The 19,166-nt window shown below is 41.4% G+C and carries 16 protein-coding genes; all 16 read right to left on the reverse strand.

Annotated elements, in window-relative coordinates; all coding sequences use genetic code 11:
* Positions 1-271: 271 nt before the first annotated feature.
* The 16 genes from V7138_RS12495 to V7138_RS12570 all read right to left on the reverse strand — a co-directional run bounded on the left by V7138_RS12495 (position 272) and on the right by V7138_RS12570 (position 19,047).
* Complete coding sequence (locus V7138_RS12495) at positions 272-463, reverse strand: hypothetical protein (RefSeq protein WP_057997876.1); 192 nt, start codon at positions 461-463, stop codon at positions 272-274.
* A gap of 24 nt (positions 464-487) precedes the next feature.
* A complete protein-coding gene (locus V7138_RS12500; RefSeq protein WP_335397775.1) occupies positions 488-1,885 on the reverse strand; it encodes an Mbeg1-like protein in 1,398 nt (465 codons plus the stop codon).
* Between the two features lie 6 nt (positions 1,886-1,891).
* Positions 1,892-2,608 (reverse strand): hypothetical protein, encoded by a 717-nt coding sequence (locus V7138_RS12505; protein WP_335397777.1) that lies wholly within the window; start codon positions 2,606-2,608, stop codon positions 1,892-1,894.
* A 172-nt stretch (positions 2,609-2,780) separates the two neighbouring features.
* Complete coding sequence (locus tag V7138_RS12510) at positions 2,781-3,032, reverse strand: methyltransferase (RefSeq protein WP_335397779.1); 252 nt, start codon at positions 3,030-3,032, stop codon at positions 2,781-2,783.
* Complete coding sequence (gene essC / locus V7138_RS12515; protein WP_335397781.1) at positions 3,025-7,635, reverse strand: type VII secretion protein EssC; 4,611 nt, start codon at positions 7,633-7,635, stop codon at positions 3,025-3,027. The genes V7138_RS12510 and essC overlap by 8 nt, the downstream gene beginning before the upstream one ends.
* A gap of 389 nt (positions 7,636-8,024) precedes the next feature.
* Positions 8,025-8,486, reverse strand: coding sequence for a DUF5085 family protein (locus tag V7138_RS12520; protein WP_335397783.1), 462 nt, complete (start codon positions 8,484-8,486; stop codon positions 8,025-8,027).
* Positions 8,479-8,937, reverse strand: a complete 459-nt coding sequence (locus V7138_RS12525; protein ID WP_335397785.1) for a DUF5085 family protein — start codon at positions 8,935-8,937, stop codon at positions 8,479-8,481. Before V7138_RS12525 ends, V7138_RS12520 begins: the two co-directional genes overlap by 8 nt.
* A gap of 26 nt (positions 8,938-8,963) precedes the next feature.
* A complete protein-coding gene (locus tag V7138_RS12530; RefSeq protein WP_335397787.1) occupies positions 8,964-9,341 on the reverse strand; it encodes a hypothetical protein in 378 nt (125 codons plus the stop codon).
* A 27-nt stretch (positions 9,342-9,368) separates the two neighbouring features.
* Complete coding sequence (locus tag V7138_RS12535; RefSeq protein ID WP_335397789.1) at positions 9,369-10,157, reverse strand: hypothetical protein; 789 nt, start codon at positions 10,155-10,157, stop codon at positions 9,369-9,371.
* A gap of 11 nt (positions 10,158-10,168) precedes the next feature.
* The gene (locus tag V7138_RS12540; RefSeq protein ID WP_335397790.1) at positions 10,169-11,395 is read right to left on the reverse strand and encodes a hypothetical protein; all 1,227 of its coding nucleotides are present in this window, start codon (positions 11,393-11,395) and stop codon (positions 10,169-10,171) included.
* Positions 11,396-11,736: 341 nt separating this feature from the next.
* Positions 11,737-12,084: a hypothetical protein gene (locus V7138_RS12545; RefSeq protein ID WP_335397792.1), complete on the reverse strand. Its 348-nt coding sequence runs from the start codon at positions 12,082-12,084 to the stop codon at positions 11,737-11,739.
* 1,156 nt (positions 12,085-13,240) lie between these two features.
* Positions 13,241-14,221 carry a LacI family DNA-binding transcriptional regulator gene (locus tag V7138_RS12550; protein ID WP_335397794.1) on the reverse strand — a complete coding sequence of 327 codons (981 nt, stop codon included), beginning with the start codon at positions 14,219-14,221 and terminating at the stop codon, positions 13,241-13,243.
* A gap of 63 nt (positions 14,222-14,284) precedes the next feature.
* A complete protein-coding gene (locus V7138_RS12555; protein WP_335397795.1) occupies positions 14,285-15,331 on the reverse strand; it encodes an aldose epimerase family protein in 1,047 nt (348 codons plus the stop codon).
* Between the two features lie 24 nt (positions 15,332-15,355).
* Positions 15,356-16,843: a UDP-glucose--hexose-1-phosphate uridylyltransferase gene (galT, locus tag V7138_RS12560; protein ID WP_335397797.1), complete on the reverse strand. Its 1,488-nt coding sequence runs from the start codon at positions 16,841-16,843 to the stop codon at positions 15,356-15,358.
* A gap of 10 nt (positions 16,844-16,853) precedes the next feature.
* Positions 16,854-17,843 (reverse strand): UDP-glucose 4-epimerase GalE, encoded by a 990-nt coding sequence (gene galE, locus V7138_RS12565; RefSeq protein WP_335397799.1) that lies wholly within the window; start codon positions 17,841-17,843, stop codon positions 16,854-16,856.
* A gap of 40 nt (positions 17,844-17,883) precedes the next feature.
* Positions 17,884-19,047, reverse strand: coding sequence for a galactokinase (locus V7138_RS12570; protein WP_335397801.1), 1,164 nt, complete (start codon positions 19,045-19,047; stop codon positions 17,884-17,886).
* Positions 19,048-19,166: the final 119 nt, after the last annotated feature.

The raw sequence follows: 19,166 nt of genomic DNA on the forward strand, positions 1-19,166 counted from the left end.
GACTGTCTTTCTGGCTCTCGGATATACTGATAACCTGCTTTCGTTCCGCTTTTTACTCAAAATCTATCAAATCGGGTACGATTAACGTCGTTGCGTACCCTTTTTCAATCTAATCTCAACCAATTGGGAACGAATAGACATTTTTCGTTACCCTTTTCACCTAAACTGCATGCAATCGGGTACGAAAACCTCAGATTCGTTCCCATTCTCCAATAAGGTTAGCCAAAACCGGTACGATTATTCTAGTTTGCTAGCTTACAAGCTTAAGAGCTTAAATTCGTCTCAGGTTATAGCCAACCCTTCGGTATTTATCTGCTGCACTCTGTAGGCTGGATGCACTTTTGGTAGAGCCAATCCCCTTGAACTCCCGATTGAGGCCATTAGAGATTTCATCAAGTTCCCGCGAGATGGCGTTGATTTCAGCTATAATGCTATTAATCTTCCGTTGGACATGAGGTTTCATTGGGGTACCTCCTATAATTTTTTCCTATCGAATAATCCTTGCCTTTCCGACTAACTTCGTTTCGTTTGACTCAAGCAATCGGGCTGCAGTATTTAGGTAATTAATGTTTTGATTGATCCTGTGTGTGAATGACGTTAAAATGTCGGCACTCAACACATGCCGCATATCTAAAAAGTCAACCTCCCAATAGAGGGAATCAATTTTGTCATTTAGTGCACCCACACGACGTTTAATGCTTTCAAGCCTTTGAGCATAATAGTAAAGCCGATCGACATTCACTTTTAAATAAGGCTCAACCGGAAAGTAACCACCGAGTTTAGCCACTACTTTTACAAAAAACATCGCAGCTTTTGTGGCTACGTTCGTGATAAATTGGTTAATTTCTGCCTTGACCTGTTGGGATAATTCTTTTACCTTCGCAATGAATTTTGTTGCTTCTTCTTTAACCCAGTTAACAGCTTTTTCAAGTCCTCGTTTTGCTGCATCCAGGATATATAAAGTAGCATCGCGAATCGCTGCTGCCGCTCTATACGCCAACACTTTAGGATGAAGTGAAGCTGCTAGTACGATGGCTCCGGCAATTGGATTTGCTATATCCCGTACTAGAGATGCACCATCAGATGCATTTTGGAAGTCTCCCTGCGGAGTAAAGTCCACGCTGTCTAAACCATGTGCATACTGTGGATCACTATCCTCAGAATTAACGGCAACCGTTTTATCCACATATGGAGCATATCCAAGCGAGGAAACTACATCCCCTTCATGTACAATGAAGGTGTTTCGATCCTTTAAAGCATCTTTTTGCGCCTGTGTAAGCGTCCAATAATATAAAGGTGCTCCATTCACAACATACGAGGTCAATTTTTCATCTTCTAGATTATTTACGAGTACATATTCGGCCAGATTTCCTCCTTTGGAATGTCCGAATACATACTGTTCTCCATCTAACTTTTTAATGTATCTTTCATAAAAGGCATCTGCCTCTCTTTGCTGCTGAATGGTAATTCCGATACCTGCCTCCACATTGGACACCCAGTCGGTTGCTAAATCACCTATTCCAGCCATTTCACTTCCTCGAAAAACAGCAGTGCCGTTTCCTTCCTTGTCGGCAAAGGCATAGCCTACGAATCCTGAATAAGAGTCTCCACCTGTGTTGGTTTCCTTATTAGGGTTGTTATTTTGATAGCCCACTAACGTGATTTCCTTTAATGGAGTATTTGAGTTAGTTGAAATGTACTTATCAATTGCATCATAGGTAGCCTTGGGTCCTGGTGGTAGGCTGTCATAGTCGATATATCCCAAAATATCTTGAATGGAATGCGGGCTATCAGCGGAAATTTCCCCAATATAGTTCGGGACATCTAAATAGGACAGCTGTAATAGAATATATTTTTCTTGTTCAGATAAATTTGAGAGAGACACTAAATATCACTCCTCAATCGGTGTATAGTTTTCTACCACACTATTTACATCTGTAATAATCAACTTAGGGTTCACAAGGTCACTTGGATTGTCAGGATTTTTTCGATCATCGATTGCAATTACCCCATGGACATTCGCCTTCAAATTCTCCCATGTCATATTGTTTACATACGAGGTTCGTATAAAGTCCGTTACATCATCCGATTCATCAACAAAACCAACAGAAACAACATACTTATTAACTCCAAGACCTTTTAGTAAGTTATAAAGATTATAAATTCCTTGGCTATATTGACTTACGTTTGGTTCCCCTTCTGTTTTTATAGCGGCCATGATACTGACAAGAACAGTCTCGCTTTCGGTTAATACCTCTTCAACAGTTTTATTCTGGTTAGATGAGTCACTCATTCTTGTATTACTAATAATGACTTTATAGGGAGTATCGATTGGTAGCTCTTTTTCAATATCTGATTTAAGTTTTTCCTGCAATTCTTGTGCCCATTTAGCCTGTAAGTATGTTTCTGTAAATGGTTCCTCACTACCGTTTACCGTAAAAATAGTATCAGGCTCACCTTTTGGGTGTACGGTTACAATATCTCCACCATATAGATTCTCAAAAAGTTTGCTGCCTTCTTTCGCATGTAATACTTCAAACTCTTTATCATATTTATCTTCTAAATACTGAATGGCTTTTTCTTCGGTACTCGCGCTACTTGAACTCATACACCCTGTTCCTCCTATTATGAGAATGAATAGAAGAAGGAATAAAACTACCCTCTTTTGTAACCTCATTTGGCACCTTCCTAACTTAAAAGACTTTGTTAGCTTATAAAAAGTGTCTATTGCCACTTGGTTGATGCGGTTTGGCTGGGTTTTGGCATGTTCCAAACCCACCCTATACCAGCATCAGTTTCTTCCCATTTATAAATCCTAATTCTTCCACGGTCCTGTTGATGTCAAAGATTGTGCCGGTTTCGCGGTCACAGACGACTGTCGTGTCGGTTGCGACAAAGTAGCCGCCAGAGAGCTCCGTCATGGTGTTTGCGAGTAGAAATGTAACTTCATAGAGCTTGCTTTGGGCCGGAATGAAGACGTCGTAGGATTCGCCAGAGGCCGGGATAAATACCTCGACCAGCACTTTATCCATGGTAAACCGCCTCCTCTTCACGAACTGCCGAACCTCTTAAAAGTTTGACTAACTTTGGTTTTCCTTTTGTGAGCACGTATCCGAAGTCCTCTGGGATTTCTTGATACATGCTGTTTGTGACCTTTGAAACTTTCATTAAATACTGATCGGTTATGCCGTTTCCAACCCAGATTCCGTCGCTTAACGAAACCTGCTTTTTAAACCAAGGCTCGAAAGCGAAAGAATTCAAGGAATCGGCGCGGTCGGAGATGATCATATATACATTGAGCCCGTCAATTCGCTCTAAAAATACTTTCAGCTTATCCTGACCATCATCTGATAACAGCAGCATCATGTCGTTGAACGAATGAACGATACAGTAAATCGGTTCGAACACTGGTGGTGTTGCACCCTCTTCAATTGCATCCTTTGTTGTGTTGTTGCGGAAGACTAATGTGTTAAACAGATAAACGATCGTGTCCTCGATATCCGTTGAACTCGACACATGTTTTCCGCCCATCTCAACAAGCTCCGCATTCGGGTCAAGCACGATGACTTCGTTTTTCTCATTCATATGAACGATTTCAGAAATTCCCTGCATCACGCCTGCAGTTGACTCACTACTGCTAGCCAATACTAGATTCACAAAAGATTGACCGAAATCAAAATATGTAACGGCAAGTGAATCTTTTTCAACCCCAACAGGTAGTTTATGAGACTTGTTGTAACGAATTTCATCTTTCAGATACTCGATATCGACTTTTTCCGGTAAGACTGGAATTCGCTTCGCAGCACTTTTGCCCCAATTGTCGCGCAAGTTGCGACAGTAATCGGTGATGTATTGATACATGTCCTCGACACCGTCGGTAATCAAGGCAACCTGGAACTCATACACCTCGTCAGCTTTGAAAATACCTCGGCCTTTATGCTTCGAAGGGAAAACGCCATCGACATTTCCAAGCACCGCTGAATATTCAGATGTGTCATTAAGCTGAAGCACATATAGCTGTTTGAAGTTTTGCATTAAGCGGTACCGCACCGCACCGGTATGAGCAGCTGTGACGATAAAATAAATCCCGTATTTCGTACCTTCACGGGTGAGGTAGGAAATCGTTTCCTCGTGCCCCTCGTACATTTCAGAAAACGCTGCGTAGTTATGAATCACAATCACAATCGATGGCAGGCCATCTTCAGACAAACGGTTATACGTCTGCAGGTCTCCACCATAATTGGACAACTGCTTTTTACGTCTCTCAATCTCGCTATTCATCATTTTAAAGAGATTATCAATCTTCTCGCTGTCATGGGATAAAAGAACATCCCCAACATGTGGCGCTTCACGGAACCAGCTTAACGTTTCTGAGCTAAAATCTAGTAAATACGCATTCAGCTCGTCTGGCGTATGAGATTCCATGAGTGAGTACATGATTGACGCAACAAACGTCGTCTTCCCGCTTCCCGCTACCCCATAAATGATAGTATTGCCATCCTGCGTGATTGGTAGTCTCATCACATTTTGGCGTTGGTTTGCCGGATCGTCGTATTCCCCAACCACCGGGTTTAACTCAAAGCGATTCGTTGTGACTGCCGGATATTTTTCAGCTATTTGATCCAAATAAATCTTTGCAGGTATTGGCTCAAGCCATAGCTGATTCACAGTGATATTTTCTTGTTTTGCTAGACTTTCTAAATACTTGGTCACTTCATCAATTTGTTTCGGTGGATTCTTCACCATTGTTCTGCGGTCAATCTTCGCACTCTTGATGACGCGACCTAAGTGATCAATGACGCTTATGCTTTCATCCACGTATTTTTCCACTTTTTCAGCTGGGTAATAGGGTGCCCCAGCCCATGCGGATTGACCAAGCTCGAACAATTCGTTATAGCCAACCTGCAGGTAAAAACGACCAGTTTGTGAAAGTTCGGCAGCATCTGGTCGCTTGATGACCTCCATACTATCTGCTTTTTCCTGTACCTTCAGACTGATTCTAAACTTCGAGTTACTCCAAATTTGATCATCCACGACACCTGACGGTTTTTGTGTGGCTAATATCAAATGGACACCTAAGCTTCGGCCGATACGTGCCGCACTCACCAGCTGCTCCATGAACTCTGGCTGCTGGGTTTTAAGCTCGGCGAACTCGTCTGAAATCATGAACAAATGCTGGAGTGGCTCAGATACTTGCCCCTCGCGATACAGCTTTTGGTATTTATAAATATCAATATTACTCACATTCATACGTCGACTCGTCTCACTGAAAATCGCCTGGCGACGCTTCAGCTCACTTTGAATCGAAATCAATGAGCGTTTCACCGCGGCTCCATCTAGGTTTGTTATCGTACCTGCTAGATGCGGCAGATTTAAAAAGGCATTTGCCATTCCGCCACCCTTGTAGTCGATTAAAATAAACGCAACCTCGTCCGGGTGATAGTTGACTGCAAGTGACAAGATAAAAGTCATGATGAACTCAGATTTACCAGACCCTGTCATTCCCGCAATGAGTCCGTGTGGACCATGGTATTTTTCATGAAGGTCTAGATTGAACAACTCACCCATCGTGTCGACCCCAATTGGCGTTTCAATGGAGAGCACGGGGTTGTTTTCCTTCCAGCGAGTGAGCGCGTTCAAGTGCTCAATTTTACTAACCCCAAACATCTCAAGGAAAGTGATCATATCTGGTAAGGTGTATGCCTCAACAGAGGATGCAAGCTGGATGTTGGCTAAGCGAATCGCAACCTCCTCCGCATCTTCACGCTCATAAAATTCCGCATCGAATGCTGTGTACGAACCGGAAATGTCGTCCTTGTCGTAAATCTTCGACATATCGTCTGCAAGTTCAACAACCATCGTACATTCCTTCGGCAAGTTTTTAAGCTCATCATACAAAGTAACAAGGCTAATTCCGATGTTCTTTTTCTCCTCTAAAAGAAGGTTGAACATCTCGGCCCTTGACGCGAGCGACTTACTCATTGAAAAAATCAAATAATGCTGGTCAAGGTCCTTTAACTGTTCCTCATCTAATTCCGCGCGATAGGCAATTTCTTTTTCAAAATAAGCGGAAAGCTCTTTTACCTCGGTTGCATCTGTTGCGATAAAACGAATTTGCATTCCCTCATCCCACACATGCGGAAGCCATTTCGTAAACTTCCAATACTCTTCCTCATCCTTATCGTAAAGAAACACAAGCTTGAGCTCGTCATAGCTGTGAAGAGCCGTTAATTGAAAAATGAGTCCCTTCACAAAGTCCTGCACACGATTGCGACGCCCAATCACACCGCTGACATATTCCTCGACAAAGCTTAAGGTCACAGGCACCTGTTTTAAGATGTGCGGTGCTTCTACCAATTTATAAAGCTCATCCTGGAGATTGTCGTCCTCCAATGTGAATTTTTTCTCAGGATATTTCAGTTCAGCGTTTAACGGGAGATCACCGATTCCAAGGCGAACCTTGAGAAAATCGTCTTGCCCAATGGCACGCTCCCAGAGATTTCTTTTTCGCATCGTAATCCGTGAAATCAGATTTTGCAGTGCGACATGGTTTTCATGAAGAATTTCACTTTGGCGAACACATTCTTCTTCAATCACCTGTGCCATTTCTTCAATGTATTTCGAGTACTTTTCCTGACGTTTTGCTTCATGCTTGATGCGTTGCTTTTTTTCATGGCGCTTCGTTAAAATCGGCCAAAGTACGGTTCCAATTAACATACTGAACGACATGATTAATGTCGGCATCGCGCGACTGATTGGCTCGCCTTGTGCCAACACGTTGTTTAACGTGAACAACCCCATGGAGAGGGACGCCATCCCCATTGTGAGCGATGGTCCGAGCATGAACATCAATGGTGTTTCATCAAGGTCGCGTTGTTGAGGCGGCGGGTCGATTCGAATTTCTGTCCTTTTTATATCTCGCTTAAAACGTGGCGAACGATAAAACAGGTCGTCATTTATTTCTTCCGTTTCGAAATCGTCCAGAGGTTCCTCTTCTTCAATAATTGGCTTTTGCACCTCAAACGGACGAAAGGCATTGCGGTCTAAAAATACCAGTTGATGCGGGTTATTCAATGAGAGCAGCTTGCCGTTGTAGATAATTTTTAGCCCCATGATGTAAATAACATCACCGGTTGAGAGAACTTTTTCCGTCACACGTTCTCCGTTGACATACGTTCCGTTCGAGCTATTGTTGTCGCGGATAATAGCATGACCTTGTGCATCATACTGAATTACACAGTGGGAGCTGGATACGAGCTTATTTGAGAACCGGATGTGGCTGTCATTGCCACGGCCGATACGAATGCTGCTTCCCGTCACCTCGTGCTTTGTATACTCATTTCGATCACTTGTCGGCGGCTCCACATATAAAAGCGCTGATGCATCATGATTACGGGATATCGTGTATGTTTTAAATGGCTCAATTTCCTGTTTAACAAGCGTCTCCTGCTTGTCATTCGTTAGAAACGCGGATTTGTTGGACTTCAAAAACCATTTGCCGTCCTCCGCCTCAATAGCCATCATATCCGCTGCTTTTCCATGCGCATCCTCAGACGTTAAAATATAACGCCCAGTAATGCGCTCTGGCAGCACAAATGTAAAAGCCTTTTCCCGATCAAATAGAGTTAATATCAAAGCAAATCTCTCCCTTATAACAAATGCACAAGCGCCTAATATGGATCATCGACTAACTACTGCCACGTCCTGTGGCAAACGTCGATGTCAGCACATCCTCGAAAATGCACAGCATTTTCTTCGTGCGGTGATTATGCTGCCGAAGCTTTCCTTGTCCTGTGCAAGTCCGACAAGCACAAGACGGGCCGGCTAGAAGGTCGTTCTTTGACCTTCTTGACGGAACGTCTTGTGACCTCGAGCTGCTCAAACCACTAAGGAAGGCTTCTTAGAATATTCTTCGCAGGAACAAGCTTTGCTTGTTGCCGAAAGCTTCTCGCAAGATTCTCACAGAAGCCCATACAAGGTGAAAACTGGCTAGGCGCTGGAGCTAGACAAAAATGGTTCCTTTTTTAAACAACTTCTTCCGAAACCTTAGGGACATGCCCTATTTTAATGAACATATATCTAAAATTTTCATCCCCTGAAACCACATGAAAAATCGGGGTGATTGGTCGTAGATTGGATTCCTCGATGTATGAAAACAACATATGGTATGCAACCTGTGTATTTTTTTCAAATTCCTTATGTAGACAAATTGAAGCCATCTCTTCGATGCTAAAATAGCTGTGAAATTCAAAATCGTCGTGAACTGGTGCAGCGTCCTCACGAATCGGCATAAATAATTCGGCATGGACTATTTCATCCATCGGCACATTGTTGATTGAATAGAAGAATGGGCCTTTCATTGTGACGCCAAGCTTCGCAACATCCTGGAAAAAGCCATTCATGACCGCATTCATTTCATGGTAATGAAACCGGAACTTTTTCGAAATCACATTTGTATAACGGATTGAGTCATTCGGATTAATCATTAGCAGACACCTTCACGATTGGTGCATACACATCAATGATTCCTGATCCGTACACATCTAGAAAAATATTGTAGAATGGCTCCTCTAACTCGAGTTCATTTGCTTCTGCAGCCTCTCGAAGTAGGTCATAGGCAATTTCGATGTCTTCATCCAGGTCGGCATGTCGAAAACTTAAACCATCCTCAAACTCTAGGACACTTGTAAATTCAAAGCGATCATTATCAGCCATTTTGACTGGTGCATTCACCGGTATGTAAAACGTATAGTCTGCTTCCTGTGTATCCTCTGAAAAGTTCGAAACACGATATATGATCGGTCCTGTACTGTACAGTTCGTTTCGAATAATGGCGTTACGAAATTGCTTTGCCGTTTGATGCCATTCGCTAACCTTGCTTCTTGATTTCGTACTTATCACATTATGGAAGGTGACAGGACTTCTTTTCACTTTCATTATTCGATCCCCCCTATTTTTTCATTTCACGAACGTTCCTTTTTTCTAAACACTTCTAAAATATTAAAATTCCACCAAAAAATGATGGGTAGCATTCCTACAAAAAGCATCGTGAGACTCATACCATCGCCGAAGGAACGGGTGCCTGTTATGAAAAAGAAGATATACAGTATGACCATAAAGGAAATTAAACTAAGCATCCCATTAACGAAAAACATGCCAAAGAAAGCAGTCGGATATTTGCTAATCCATTTTAAAATGAATATGGTTGCTAGAAGTAGTATCACAAGCATAATGAAGCCACTTGTTAAGTTCCCTTGATAGATTTGTTCCAGTACGTCGATATAAAACATCATCGCAAAGAACAAGCATATAAATTGAATGGGTTTAATGATAAAAACCAAGAATGTAGACCGCCTTTCAGATTAGAACTACCTCTTAACCTTCTTACCATTGGTTTGTACCTTATGACTTAAGTTCTTTCTCTTTCTTGGTGGGACACGATATGATTCGAATTGAAATTTACTTAACGTTAGAATTAGAAATTCCGGCCACACTAACGCAATAGCATATTGAAGTACTGTACAAAGAAGTAAGACAAACAAAACACCAATCATGCTTGAAATGGTGGTTTGGGCATCTGATGCAAGCTGAATAATAGCTCCGCCGATCATGACTGCTCCAAATATAACTGGAACGTTTATCTGTGATTTCGATTCCTTGAAATTATAGAGTCCGTTACCGTCTTTTCGAAATTCTCCCTTTTGGACTCTTTTCAACGCTCGTAAAGTGGCATAAACAGTTAACACAAGCCCGCCTAAAAGAATAATGAGACCAAAGATGTTCATGTAACCTGGCGCCATTTTATCCTCAGCTGCAAGGAAATAAAACGGGAAGAAATCAATCGATAACTTCAAACCAAATAAGCTTAGGAAAACAGCTTGAAGGCGTTGATAACGGTATGCATTTTTTTCGGGTGTAAAGAAAAGAGCAACAATTATGTTTAAAACAAACAAGGCAATCTGGATTTTATAAACGGTTGGCCAGATTGGATTCGTTATGACTGGACTCTCGCTTAATGCTAATGATGTAAAGGCGACCATGATCCCACTAAAGATGAGAGTCAGCCAAAAGAAACCTGTGATTTTATCCGGTCTTAATCGATGTTGTGCAACTACTTTTATAATGTGTAAATCCTCTTCTTTTGCGTCTTTTAGCATTGTTTCATCTCCTACCAAAATACTTCATCCAGTTTCTTCCCAATACCACCGATGAAATCTCCCACTTTTTCGGCTGTTTCTTCGATTCCTTTACCTACTTCTTTCGCAGTATTTCCAATGAAATCTGCTGCTTCTCCGCCCCACTCTACGGCTTTATCGAATGCAGCGTTTGCTCCATCTTTTGCGATATCAACAATACTTTTATCACCAAATACCTTCCAGTTTATGGCCCCATATGCGACTGTACCAGCTACTGCACCAACAACTGTTCCTACAGGAGGAAGGAAAAAGGAACCTGCTGCAGCACCTGTGGCCATCGCTGCAGCACCAGCCCCGATATCAACAGTTGTATCAATCGCAAATTCTTTTAGATTTTCTGTGGTGTATACGCGGTTACCCTGAGCATCTTTTGGAATGTTTTCGTCAAAATTACTATAAACATCGATACCTATACCTAAAATCCCAAGACCCTTACCAAATCTAGTAAGGTTCGTCGCATCCTTCCACCCTGTAAAGCTTTCCCAAACCTTCATTTCATCAACAAATGTACGTCCTGCAACTTTATGAAATGGATCATCAACACGCTTAATGGCATCATCAAACGCTTCAAAGTTTGAATTAATAAGCTTACTCGCGTTTTTATTATAAAACCGTCCAGGGTCCCCTTTTTGATAAAGAGGAACCCCTTTATTCACAAGGTTTGTTACATAGTCACGTGTCCACTTCGCCGTTCCACCCAGACCTTCTTTAAGGAGACCGTAGTACTTCTCAAAATCTCTAAGATTCTTAATCTTGTCTCCCATTAGTTTGATAAAGGTCTGCCCATTTTTCTTATACATATGAAACTGGAGTCCTTTTCCAACACGTAATAGTTTATTGGAATTTAAGACCGCAGCTCCCGCACCGATCGTGGCGTTACGAGCCAAGTCATATTTCCAGCCATTATTTTCTACGATATCTTTTGCCTGGTTGCAGACTTTATTTTCCGTACTGTTATAACGCTGTGCTGCTTGCTGAATAAAGGTCTCTACCTGTTTTATTTTATTTTGTACTTCACCGGCCTTTTGATAGGCTTCTGATAGTCTGCTTGCAATATTTTGTCTCGATGTAATGCGACTATCAATCGAGTGCCTGACACTAGATAGATCCATTTTGATCGACCAGAGCCTGGTAGACGCACTTGTTAAATGTTGATTCGTATCTAAGACATAATTTGTTTTTATTTTAATTACTGACAAAGTCTACCTCTCCTTTCATCATGTGTTCCGCGGATGCGATATTGGTTTTAACTACATTAGAATTTAAAAGGGTTAAATGGGCTATTATCTTTATTTGAGTTACTCATTGATAATCCCCCGTTGGGATGAAATTGACAGTAGACTCAATCGGCTATGTATTCGTAACACATCACCCACGAATAAAGTCATAAATGCACCGATGACAAAGGTAAACCAAAGAAGGGCTATATCACACTTCTTGACTAACCCATTAAAGAAACATAATCTATTAGATAAAAAAACTCGTTATTTTAGTTTCGTAACATATTGTCTCTGCCATCTTTTCTTGAACCTCTCATCAATCAAAAGCGTGGATATGGTCCATTTAATTCAGCTCTTTTTCTCGCTTCCTCTTCAGCTTTCCGTCTCGCTTCAGCTTCCGCACGTGCAGCTGCCTCTTCTTCACGTTTGATCTGGTTTGCGACCGAGATAATATCTGGCGCGACTGAATCAAGCTTTGAGGCAATCTGATTAAGTTCACGGTTGATCTCGGCGATGGCTTGATTGATATACTGAACCTCCGTCGCCTGCCAGGCTGAGTTGATATTCCCTTTAAATCCATTTAGAGAGCTTTTTAGATTCCGAAGTTGTGAGGCATAGTTGCGAAGTTGGTTTGCTTGGGAAATGGCAGCAGAAACGTTAATTCCCATAATAATCACCTGCTTATCGTAAATAAGTTTTTATAGTGGAATGCCTGTATATAGGGCAAAACTTACAGAATACGTTCACATTTTTTCCAAATATATACTAAAAATTACCCGATATTTCGGATTAGGTCAATTTCTACAGAATATTCAATTAACTATAAAACCAATACGAAAGACCTGTTTTATCTACATTTTTCTACAAATCATTCATACTACCGGACTCGCTTACTACCTAAGGTGTACTATTAAACTAGTACCTTTAGTCATTCCATAAAACTGAAGAACATTGATACATCACGACATAATATCTCGAATTCAAGTCTCTTGAAGCACTTTATTACATTTAGTAGGAAAATAGTCCTTTTGTCATTAACTTTTGTAATATAAATGTAACTTGACATGTACGTTGGAGGTTGTTGCTTTTTGTAAGCTTTTTCACTCCTGATGGATGGTAAAAGTCGAGGACCTCTAAAAATAAGTAATAGATTTGTAAAAGAGCGCCCATTTTTTGTCATTCTGGAGTTTTGTGTAAGAAAATCAGAAATAGAATTACTAGGAAAATGAGAGGATTGGACTAAGGTTTCTTGGTTTTTCGCAGTTATTGTGGGGAGTTTTGCACTCTTTCTTTCCTATTAAATAGGGTGTGTTATTGAGAATAGGTTCCGTATATTGTACGAGGCAGAAGTGCTTGTTAGGAGACTGAAAAGTGAATGATCGGTTTGTCTTTTATTGTTAACAGGAGCGGTATGTGTAGAAGAACCATGTTCAGTTATACCAATTTTTTATATTCCACCTGCGATATATCGATTAACTCACTTACGATATACCACTTATCGTTTTTCGGAAGCACGGTATTGCGATTAACTCTTTCTCGGTTTACCACTTATTGATATTTAACCTGACGATATATCGATTAACCCTTTTCCGATATACCACTTATCGTTTTTCGGAAGTACGGTAGAGCGATTAACTCTTTCTCGGTTTACCACTTATTGATATTCGACCTGACGACATATCGATTAACCCTTTTCCGATATACCATTTATCGTTTCTTGACCTGACGGTATATCGAGTGGCTCTATTTCGATAAACTATTTATTGAAATACGCGGTGTGCTATACCGCTATGACATACGACGAGAAAAACCTAGTCGAGTGGACTAGGTTTTCCTTATTACTAATTGTGTAGTGATGAATATTTTTTTGGCAATTTGTCTTCCTTCGATGCGTTCAAGGATGGTATCGACGGCTGTTTCACCCATGACTTCGGTATGGACCTTCACCGTTGATAACGGCGGGAAAACGTATTTGGACACGCTGATGTCATTGACGCCAATGAGGCTTACACGGTCAGGTACATCGACCTTTTCTTCATTAAGCGCACGCAACGCTCCGATTGCAAGTAGGTCATTGGCAGCGAAGAAGGCTGTAGGTAGGTCTTCGCCTTTTTCTTCAATTGCCTGCTTCATAAGTTTGTATCCATCCTCTACTGTAAAGCTGCCAATATATAGGTTACTTTCATCTAAAAGATTTGCTTCTGATAGATAAGACTTAAATGTTTTCTCCCTGATTTCTTCGATTTCCGCTGAGTGGTCTTTGTACTCCTCGCGACCACCAAAATAGCCAATGTTCGTATGTCCCTTGTCGATGAAATGCTTCAGCACTGTTCGCGTTACTTTTTCAAAATCAACCACAACTGCATCGTAAACATCCTCGTCTGGGTTAGAATCAACGAACACGAGATGTTGGGTCATTTTTGATAAGTCTTCAACTTGGGAAGTGCTGAACTTACCAACCGCAATAATCCCCTGAAGCTCCTCCTGCTTCATGCTCTCAATGCTATTGTAAAAGTTGGCTGTTTTGATACCAAGCTGTTCACAGCGTTGTTCAACCCCTAGTCGAATCGACATGTAGTAAAGATCGTTAAGCTCTTCCTTTTCGGTGTACCAAAGAAGAATTCCAATCCGTGCAGAAGGTGACTTTTTGGAGGGGCGCTTCTTATACGAAAGCGCCTCAGCAATTTCAAAAATTTTCTTTTTCGTGTCATCACCGACGGAAAGGCTAGCATCATAATTGAGAACCCGCGATACTGTCGCAATGGAGACACCCGCTTTTTCGGCGATATCTTTAATCGTTGCCATGGTTCACCTTCTTTCTTTGTGAATTTTGTATACTTGTAACGAATTTGAGTCGCATTTATGTCGCTATTTAGTTAAAAATGTATACTTCGTTTCCCAATAGTATTTCTCGCCCTTTTTGATTTCGACGGATGGAAAGTTTGGATGATTAATAGCATCCGGTAACCCTTGTGTTTCTAAGCATATTCCGAGATACGGTCTGGCCTTTACTCCTCTTATTTCAAAGTTACCTTCTAACTGATTGCTTGTGTAGACAACTACAGCTGGTTGATTTGTTTCAACAATAAGAGTTCTTCCAGATTCTTGATCGCTTAGCTGGATTTCTTGATTTTGATTACTATTTAATAGAAATGGATGATCATAACCATTACCAGCTAATATGTTTTGTGGGTGATCTGCAGCTGTCCCCTCTACAATCTTTCTGCCATTTTGGAAGTCAAATGACGTTCCTTTTACTTCAAGCATATTGCCTGTTGGAAGCAATTCATCATTTAACTCCAGGAAACGATCACTCTTTAGTGTTAATTCGTGTTGGAGAATATCATCCGTTACATTACCGGAAAGATTAAAATACGTATGGTTGGTAAGATTTAAAATGGTATTTTTATCTGAAATACCAGACATCGTAATCTTGAGTTCGTTATGATTGTTCAAGATATATGTTACTTTAAAAGTAACTGTCCCTGGATATCCATCTTCACCATCTTGTCTTACATATTGAAATTCTACACCTGCTTCATCCTGTTGCTCAATTACCGCTGCTTCCCAAATGAGATTGCTAAAGCCTTTTTCACCACCATGTAAATGATTGTTATTCTCATTTTTCTCGAGATGATAGACAGTTCCATCCAGTTCAAATTGCCCCGCCTTAATTCGTCCGGCTACTGGACCTACAATTGCTCCGAAATAAGGAGAGTGTTGTAAGTAGTCCTCAAGGTGATCAAAACCCAGAACAACGTTCTCCAGGTTACCATCCCTATCAGGTGTAATGATATCAGTTATGATGCAACCGTAATTAATACAACGAAACGACATCCCATTGTTATTTTCAATTGTATATGCATGAACTGATCGATTATCTATTTTTCCAAATGTGTCTGTCGAAATCTTCATATACTCACCTTCTTTTAGTAAAAATTAACCTTTTATATACTCTATAAATCTCTTAAACGCCGCTTGGCCTGCATCATCGCGCTTGTAGACACCGGCATCCTCAAGCACCCGCATGAATTTTTTACCGACTTCACGCTTCACTAGATCGTGGACATTGTCTTTTGTTGGATTGAATGGTTTTAGCTTGTCCGCCCACTCCTGGTGGATCGGGTTGATAGTATTCGCTTCACCTATTAAATAATTCTCGACCTCATGTAATTCCGTTTTGAGTCGTGCCGGAAGAACCGCTAATCCCATCACCTCAATGAGACCGATGTTTTCTTTTTTAATATGATGCACATCGGCATGCGGATGAAAAATGCCGAGTGGATGCTCGTCGTTTGTGCGGTTGTTTCGAAGCACAAGGTCAAGCTCGTATTTTCCGTTTCGCTTTCGTGCAATTGGTGTAATCGTGTTATGTGGCGTATCCCCGGTGAATGCGATGATATCGACTTCTGGGTCGCTATATTTGCGCCATGCTTGTAAAATATGATCTCCCGCTTCAACTAAGGATTCCTTGTCGCTGCTTCGTAGACGGAGAACAGACATTGGCCATTTTACCGTTGAGAATTCGATGTTGCTGTAGCGATCCCAGGTAAATTTCATCTCATCTTCAGCTTTCGCCATTGCAAATTCATAGTTACCGCCCTGGTAGTGATCATGGGTTAAAATCGAACCGCCTACAATTGGGATATCCGCATTCGAACCAAGGAAATAGTGTGGAAATTCTTCAACAAAACCAAGTAATCTTGCAAATGTGTCACTGCTGATCTTCATATCGCGGTGGTCCTCACACAGGACGATGCAGTGCTCGTTGTAGTACACATAGGGTGAGTACTGAAGATACCAGTTCTCGCCTTCAAGTTGTACTGGAATAATGCGGTGATTGGAGCGAGCCGGATGACCGATACGGCCCGCATAACCTTCATTTTCCACACAAAGTAAGCATTTTGGATATTTCTCACCAGTTGTTTTTGCCTCTTTTTCAAGCGCAATTTGCTTTGGATCCTTTTCCGGCTTTGAGAGATTAATCGTGATATCCAATTCTCCGTACTTTGTTTCCACCTTATATTCAATGTTTTTTTCGATTCGCTTCATTTGAATATAGTTGCTATTTTTACTTAACTCATAAAAATACTTTGTTGCTGCAGCCGGGTCTTTTGCATGAAGCTCGTAAAAATGGTTTGTAACCGCAGATGGAAGTGGAATCATCGTGTTCATGATTTTGCTCGCAAGAATTTCCTTTGCGTCAAAATAGTCTTCAATGACTCCGTTCTCACATGCATAGTCCACTAAATCCTCAACCAAAGTTGGGATATCTTTTTCAGGTAAGACATGTTCGGTTGGCACAAAGTCCTCAAGACCAAGCAAAGAAAGAACCTGATTTCGAACGTAAATTTTATCTTCTTTTTCAATGAGTCCGACTTTTACTGCTTGCTCTGTTAGCTGTTGTACGGTCCCATAAATGTTCATGTTTCTCCCCTCAGCTTTCATACCCATTTGGGTGATTTACATGCCAGTTCCACGCATCCTTAATGATTTCGTTGATTGATGTGCGCTTCGGCTCCCAGCCGAGCACTTCCTTCGCTTTTCCAGATGATGCGATGAGAATGCTTGGGTCACCTGCACGGCGATCGCCTAACTTCACAGGAATATCACGTTGTGTAACTTCTTTAGCCGCTTCGACCATTTCTTTCACCGAGAAGCCACTGTTGCTGCCAAGGTTAAAATAGTTGCTCTCGCCACCATTTTGGAGGTATTTCAATGCTAAAATATGTGCGTTAATTAAGTCCTCAACATGGATATAGTCGCGGATACATGTTCCGTCTGGCGTATCGTAATCTTCACCAAAGATCGTGATAAACTCTCTTGTTCCGAGGGCCGCTTGTAAAATAACCGGGATTAGATGTGTTTCCGGATCATGGTCCTCACCGATTTCACCAGTTGCTCGCGCACCTGCCACATTGAAATAGCGAAGTGACACGAACTTGATGTCATGCGCCATCTCAGACCACTTCATCATTTTTTCCATTGCAAGCTTTGTTTCGCCGTACGTATTCGTAGGAACCGTTGGCATGTCCTCGGTGATTGGCACCTGCTTTGGCTCACCATAGGTTGCTGCTGTTGAGGAGAACACTATATATTTCACGTTATTGTTTTTCATGGTTTCGAGCACAATTTGTGTTCCGTACACATTGTTGTCGTAGTATTTTAACGGTTCGACCATCGATTCACCAACAAGTGAATTCGCTGCAAAATGGATCACCGCGTCAATGCTTTCTTTTTCAAAAACGGATTGTAAAAAGGCACGGTCGCGAATGTCGCCTTGGTAAAACTTTGCCTTCGGATGAACTGCCTCTTTGTGGCCAGTCTGAAGATTATCAACAACGACAACGTCTTCGTTTGCATCAATTAATTGATAAACGGCATGTGAACCGATATAACCTGCTCCACCTAAAACTAAAATACTCATAGTAGAATCGCTCCTTGTAGTTGGGACACCTTTGTCCCTATTATAGTTCTTTTGCGCCATCACCGATGCTTACTTCATAGAAGGAAGCTTTATAGCCAATAGTTTCTTCGTAAATTTTTCCGATGTTTTCAATGATTTGCTGTGCTTTGTCTTTTTCGACGAGGGCAATTGCACAACCACCGAATCCGGCACCTGTCATACGCGCACCAAGCACTCCATCCTGCGCCCATGCAGTTTCCGCCAACGTATCAAGCTCTTTTCCAGTTACTTCATAATCATCACGTAATGATGTATGAGATGCATTGAGTAAGCGACCAAATTCTATTAAATCGCCAGCTTTGAGGGCTTTAAGTGCATCAAGTGTTCGTTCATTTTCATACACCGCATGTTTTGCACGCTTTTGTATTGTTTCATTTTCGATTAGATCCTTGTGCTGTTCGAATTGATCGCTGCTGATGTTGCCGAGTGCCTGAACATCGAGCTCTTTTTGAAGCAGAGAAAGCGCTTGTTCACACTCACTGCGACGTTCATTATACTTGGAATCCGCAAGCTCACGACGCTTATTCGTGTTCATGATTAATATGAGATGCTCATCAAGTTCCAATGGTGCATATTCATACTTTAATGTATCACAATCTAGTAAAATTCCCGCATTCTTTTTACCCATTCCAATTGCAAATTGGTCCATGATGCCACTGTTGACACCAATGAACTTATTTTCAACAAGTTGGCCAATTTTTACAAGCTCAACGCGGTCGATTGCCAGGTCGAATAATTTTTCAAACATCACACCTGATACGAGCTCAATGGATGCAGATGAAGAAAGACCCGCGCCGTTTGGAATGTTTCCGTAAAATAGTACGTCCACACCTGTTGTGATCTCGTAGCCTTTTTCTTTGAGGTAACGGAGCATGCCCTTCGGATAATTCGCCCAGTCATGTGCTTTGTTGTAGTCTAGGTTGTTGAGGTCAAACTCGATTATCCCTAGCTTTTCAAAGTTCAATGAGTACATTCTGATTTTGTTGTCTTGGCGCTTTCTTGCTAGCGCATAAGTTCCCTTTGTGATGGAAGCTGGGAAGACATGGCCACCGTTATAGTCGGTATGCTCACCAATGAGGTTAATGCGCCCGGGCGCGAAGAAGCTTCTGTAATCGTTTTCGTTAAAGATTGTAGTGAATTTATCTGAAAGTTGCTTAAGATCCATGGTAGATTGCCTCCAATACTATTGTTTCTATCTTCATTTTAGAGGTGTTGGTAAAAAAGGTCAATTACTTTTACTTAAATTTTAGTAAAAATAAAAAACACCTGTCATCACCGGGTCGG

Source organism: Bacillus sp. JJ1533 (assembly GCF_036965045.1).
Classification (GTDB): Bacteria; Bacillota; Bacilli; order Bacillales; family Bacillaceae_L; genus Ferdinandcohnia.

Coding starts and splice junctions, on each gene's coding strand:
- V7138_RS12495 (WP_057997876.1), bottom strand. CDS start 463: ATGAAACCTCATGTCCAACGGAAGATTAATAGCATTATAGCTGAAATC.
- V7138_RS12505 (WP_335397777.1), bottom strand. CDS start 2,608: ATGAGTTCAAGTAGCGCGAGTACCGAAGAAAAAGCCATTCAGTATTTA.
- V7138_RS12510 (WP_335397779.1), bottom strand. CDS start 3,032: ATGGATAAAGTGCTGGTCGAGGTATTTATCCCGGCCTCTGGCGAATCC.
- V7138_RS12520 (WP_335397783.1), bottom strand. CDS start 8,486: ATGATTAATCCGAATGACTCAATCCGTTATACAAATGTGATTTCGAAA.
- V7138_RS12525 (WP_335397785.1), bottom strand. CDS start 8,937: ATGAAAGTGAAAAGAAGTCCTGTCACCTTCCATAATGTGATAAGTACG.
- V7138_RS12535 (WP_335397789.1), bottom strand. CDS start 10,157: ATGCTAAAAGACGCAAAAGAAGAGGATTTACACATTATAAAAGTAGTT.
- V7138_RS12545 (WP_335397792.1), bottom strand. CDS start 12,084: ATGGGAATTAACGTTTCTGCTGCCATTTCCCAAGCAAACCAACTTCGC.
- V7138_RS12550 (WP_335397794.1), bottom strand. CDS start 14,221: ATGGCAACGATTAAAGATATCGCCGAAAAAGCGGGTGTCTCCATTGCG.
- V7138_RS12555 (WP_335397795.1), bottom strand. CDS start 15,331: ATGAAGATTTCGACAGACACATTTGGAAAAATAGATAATCGATCAGTT.
- galT (WP_335397797.1), bottom strand. CDS start 16,843: ATGAACATTTATGGGACCGTACAACAGCTAACAGAGCAAGCAGTAAAA.
- galE (WP_335397799.1), bottom strand. CDS start 17,843: ATGAGTATTTTAGTTTTAGGTGGAGCAGGTTATATCGGTTCACATGCC.
- V7138_RS12570 (WP_335397801.1), bottom strand. CDS start 19,047: ATGGATCTTAAGCAACTTTCAGATAAATTCACTACAATCTTTAACGAA.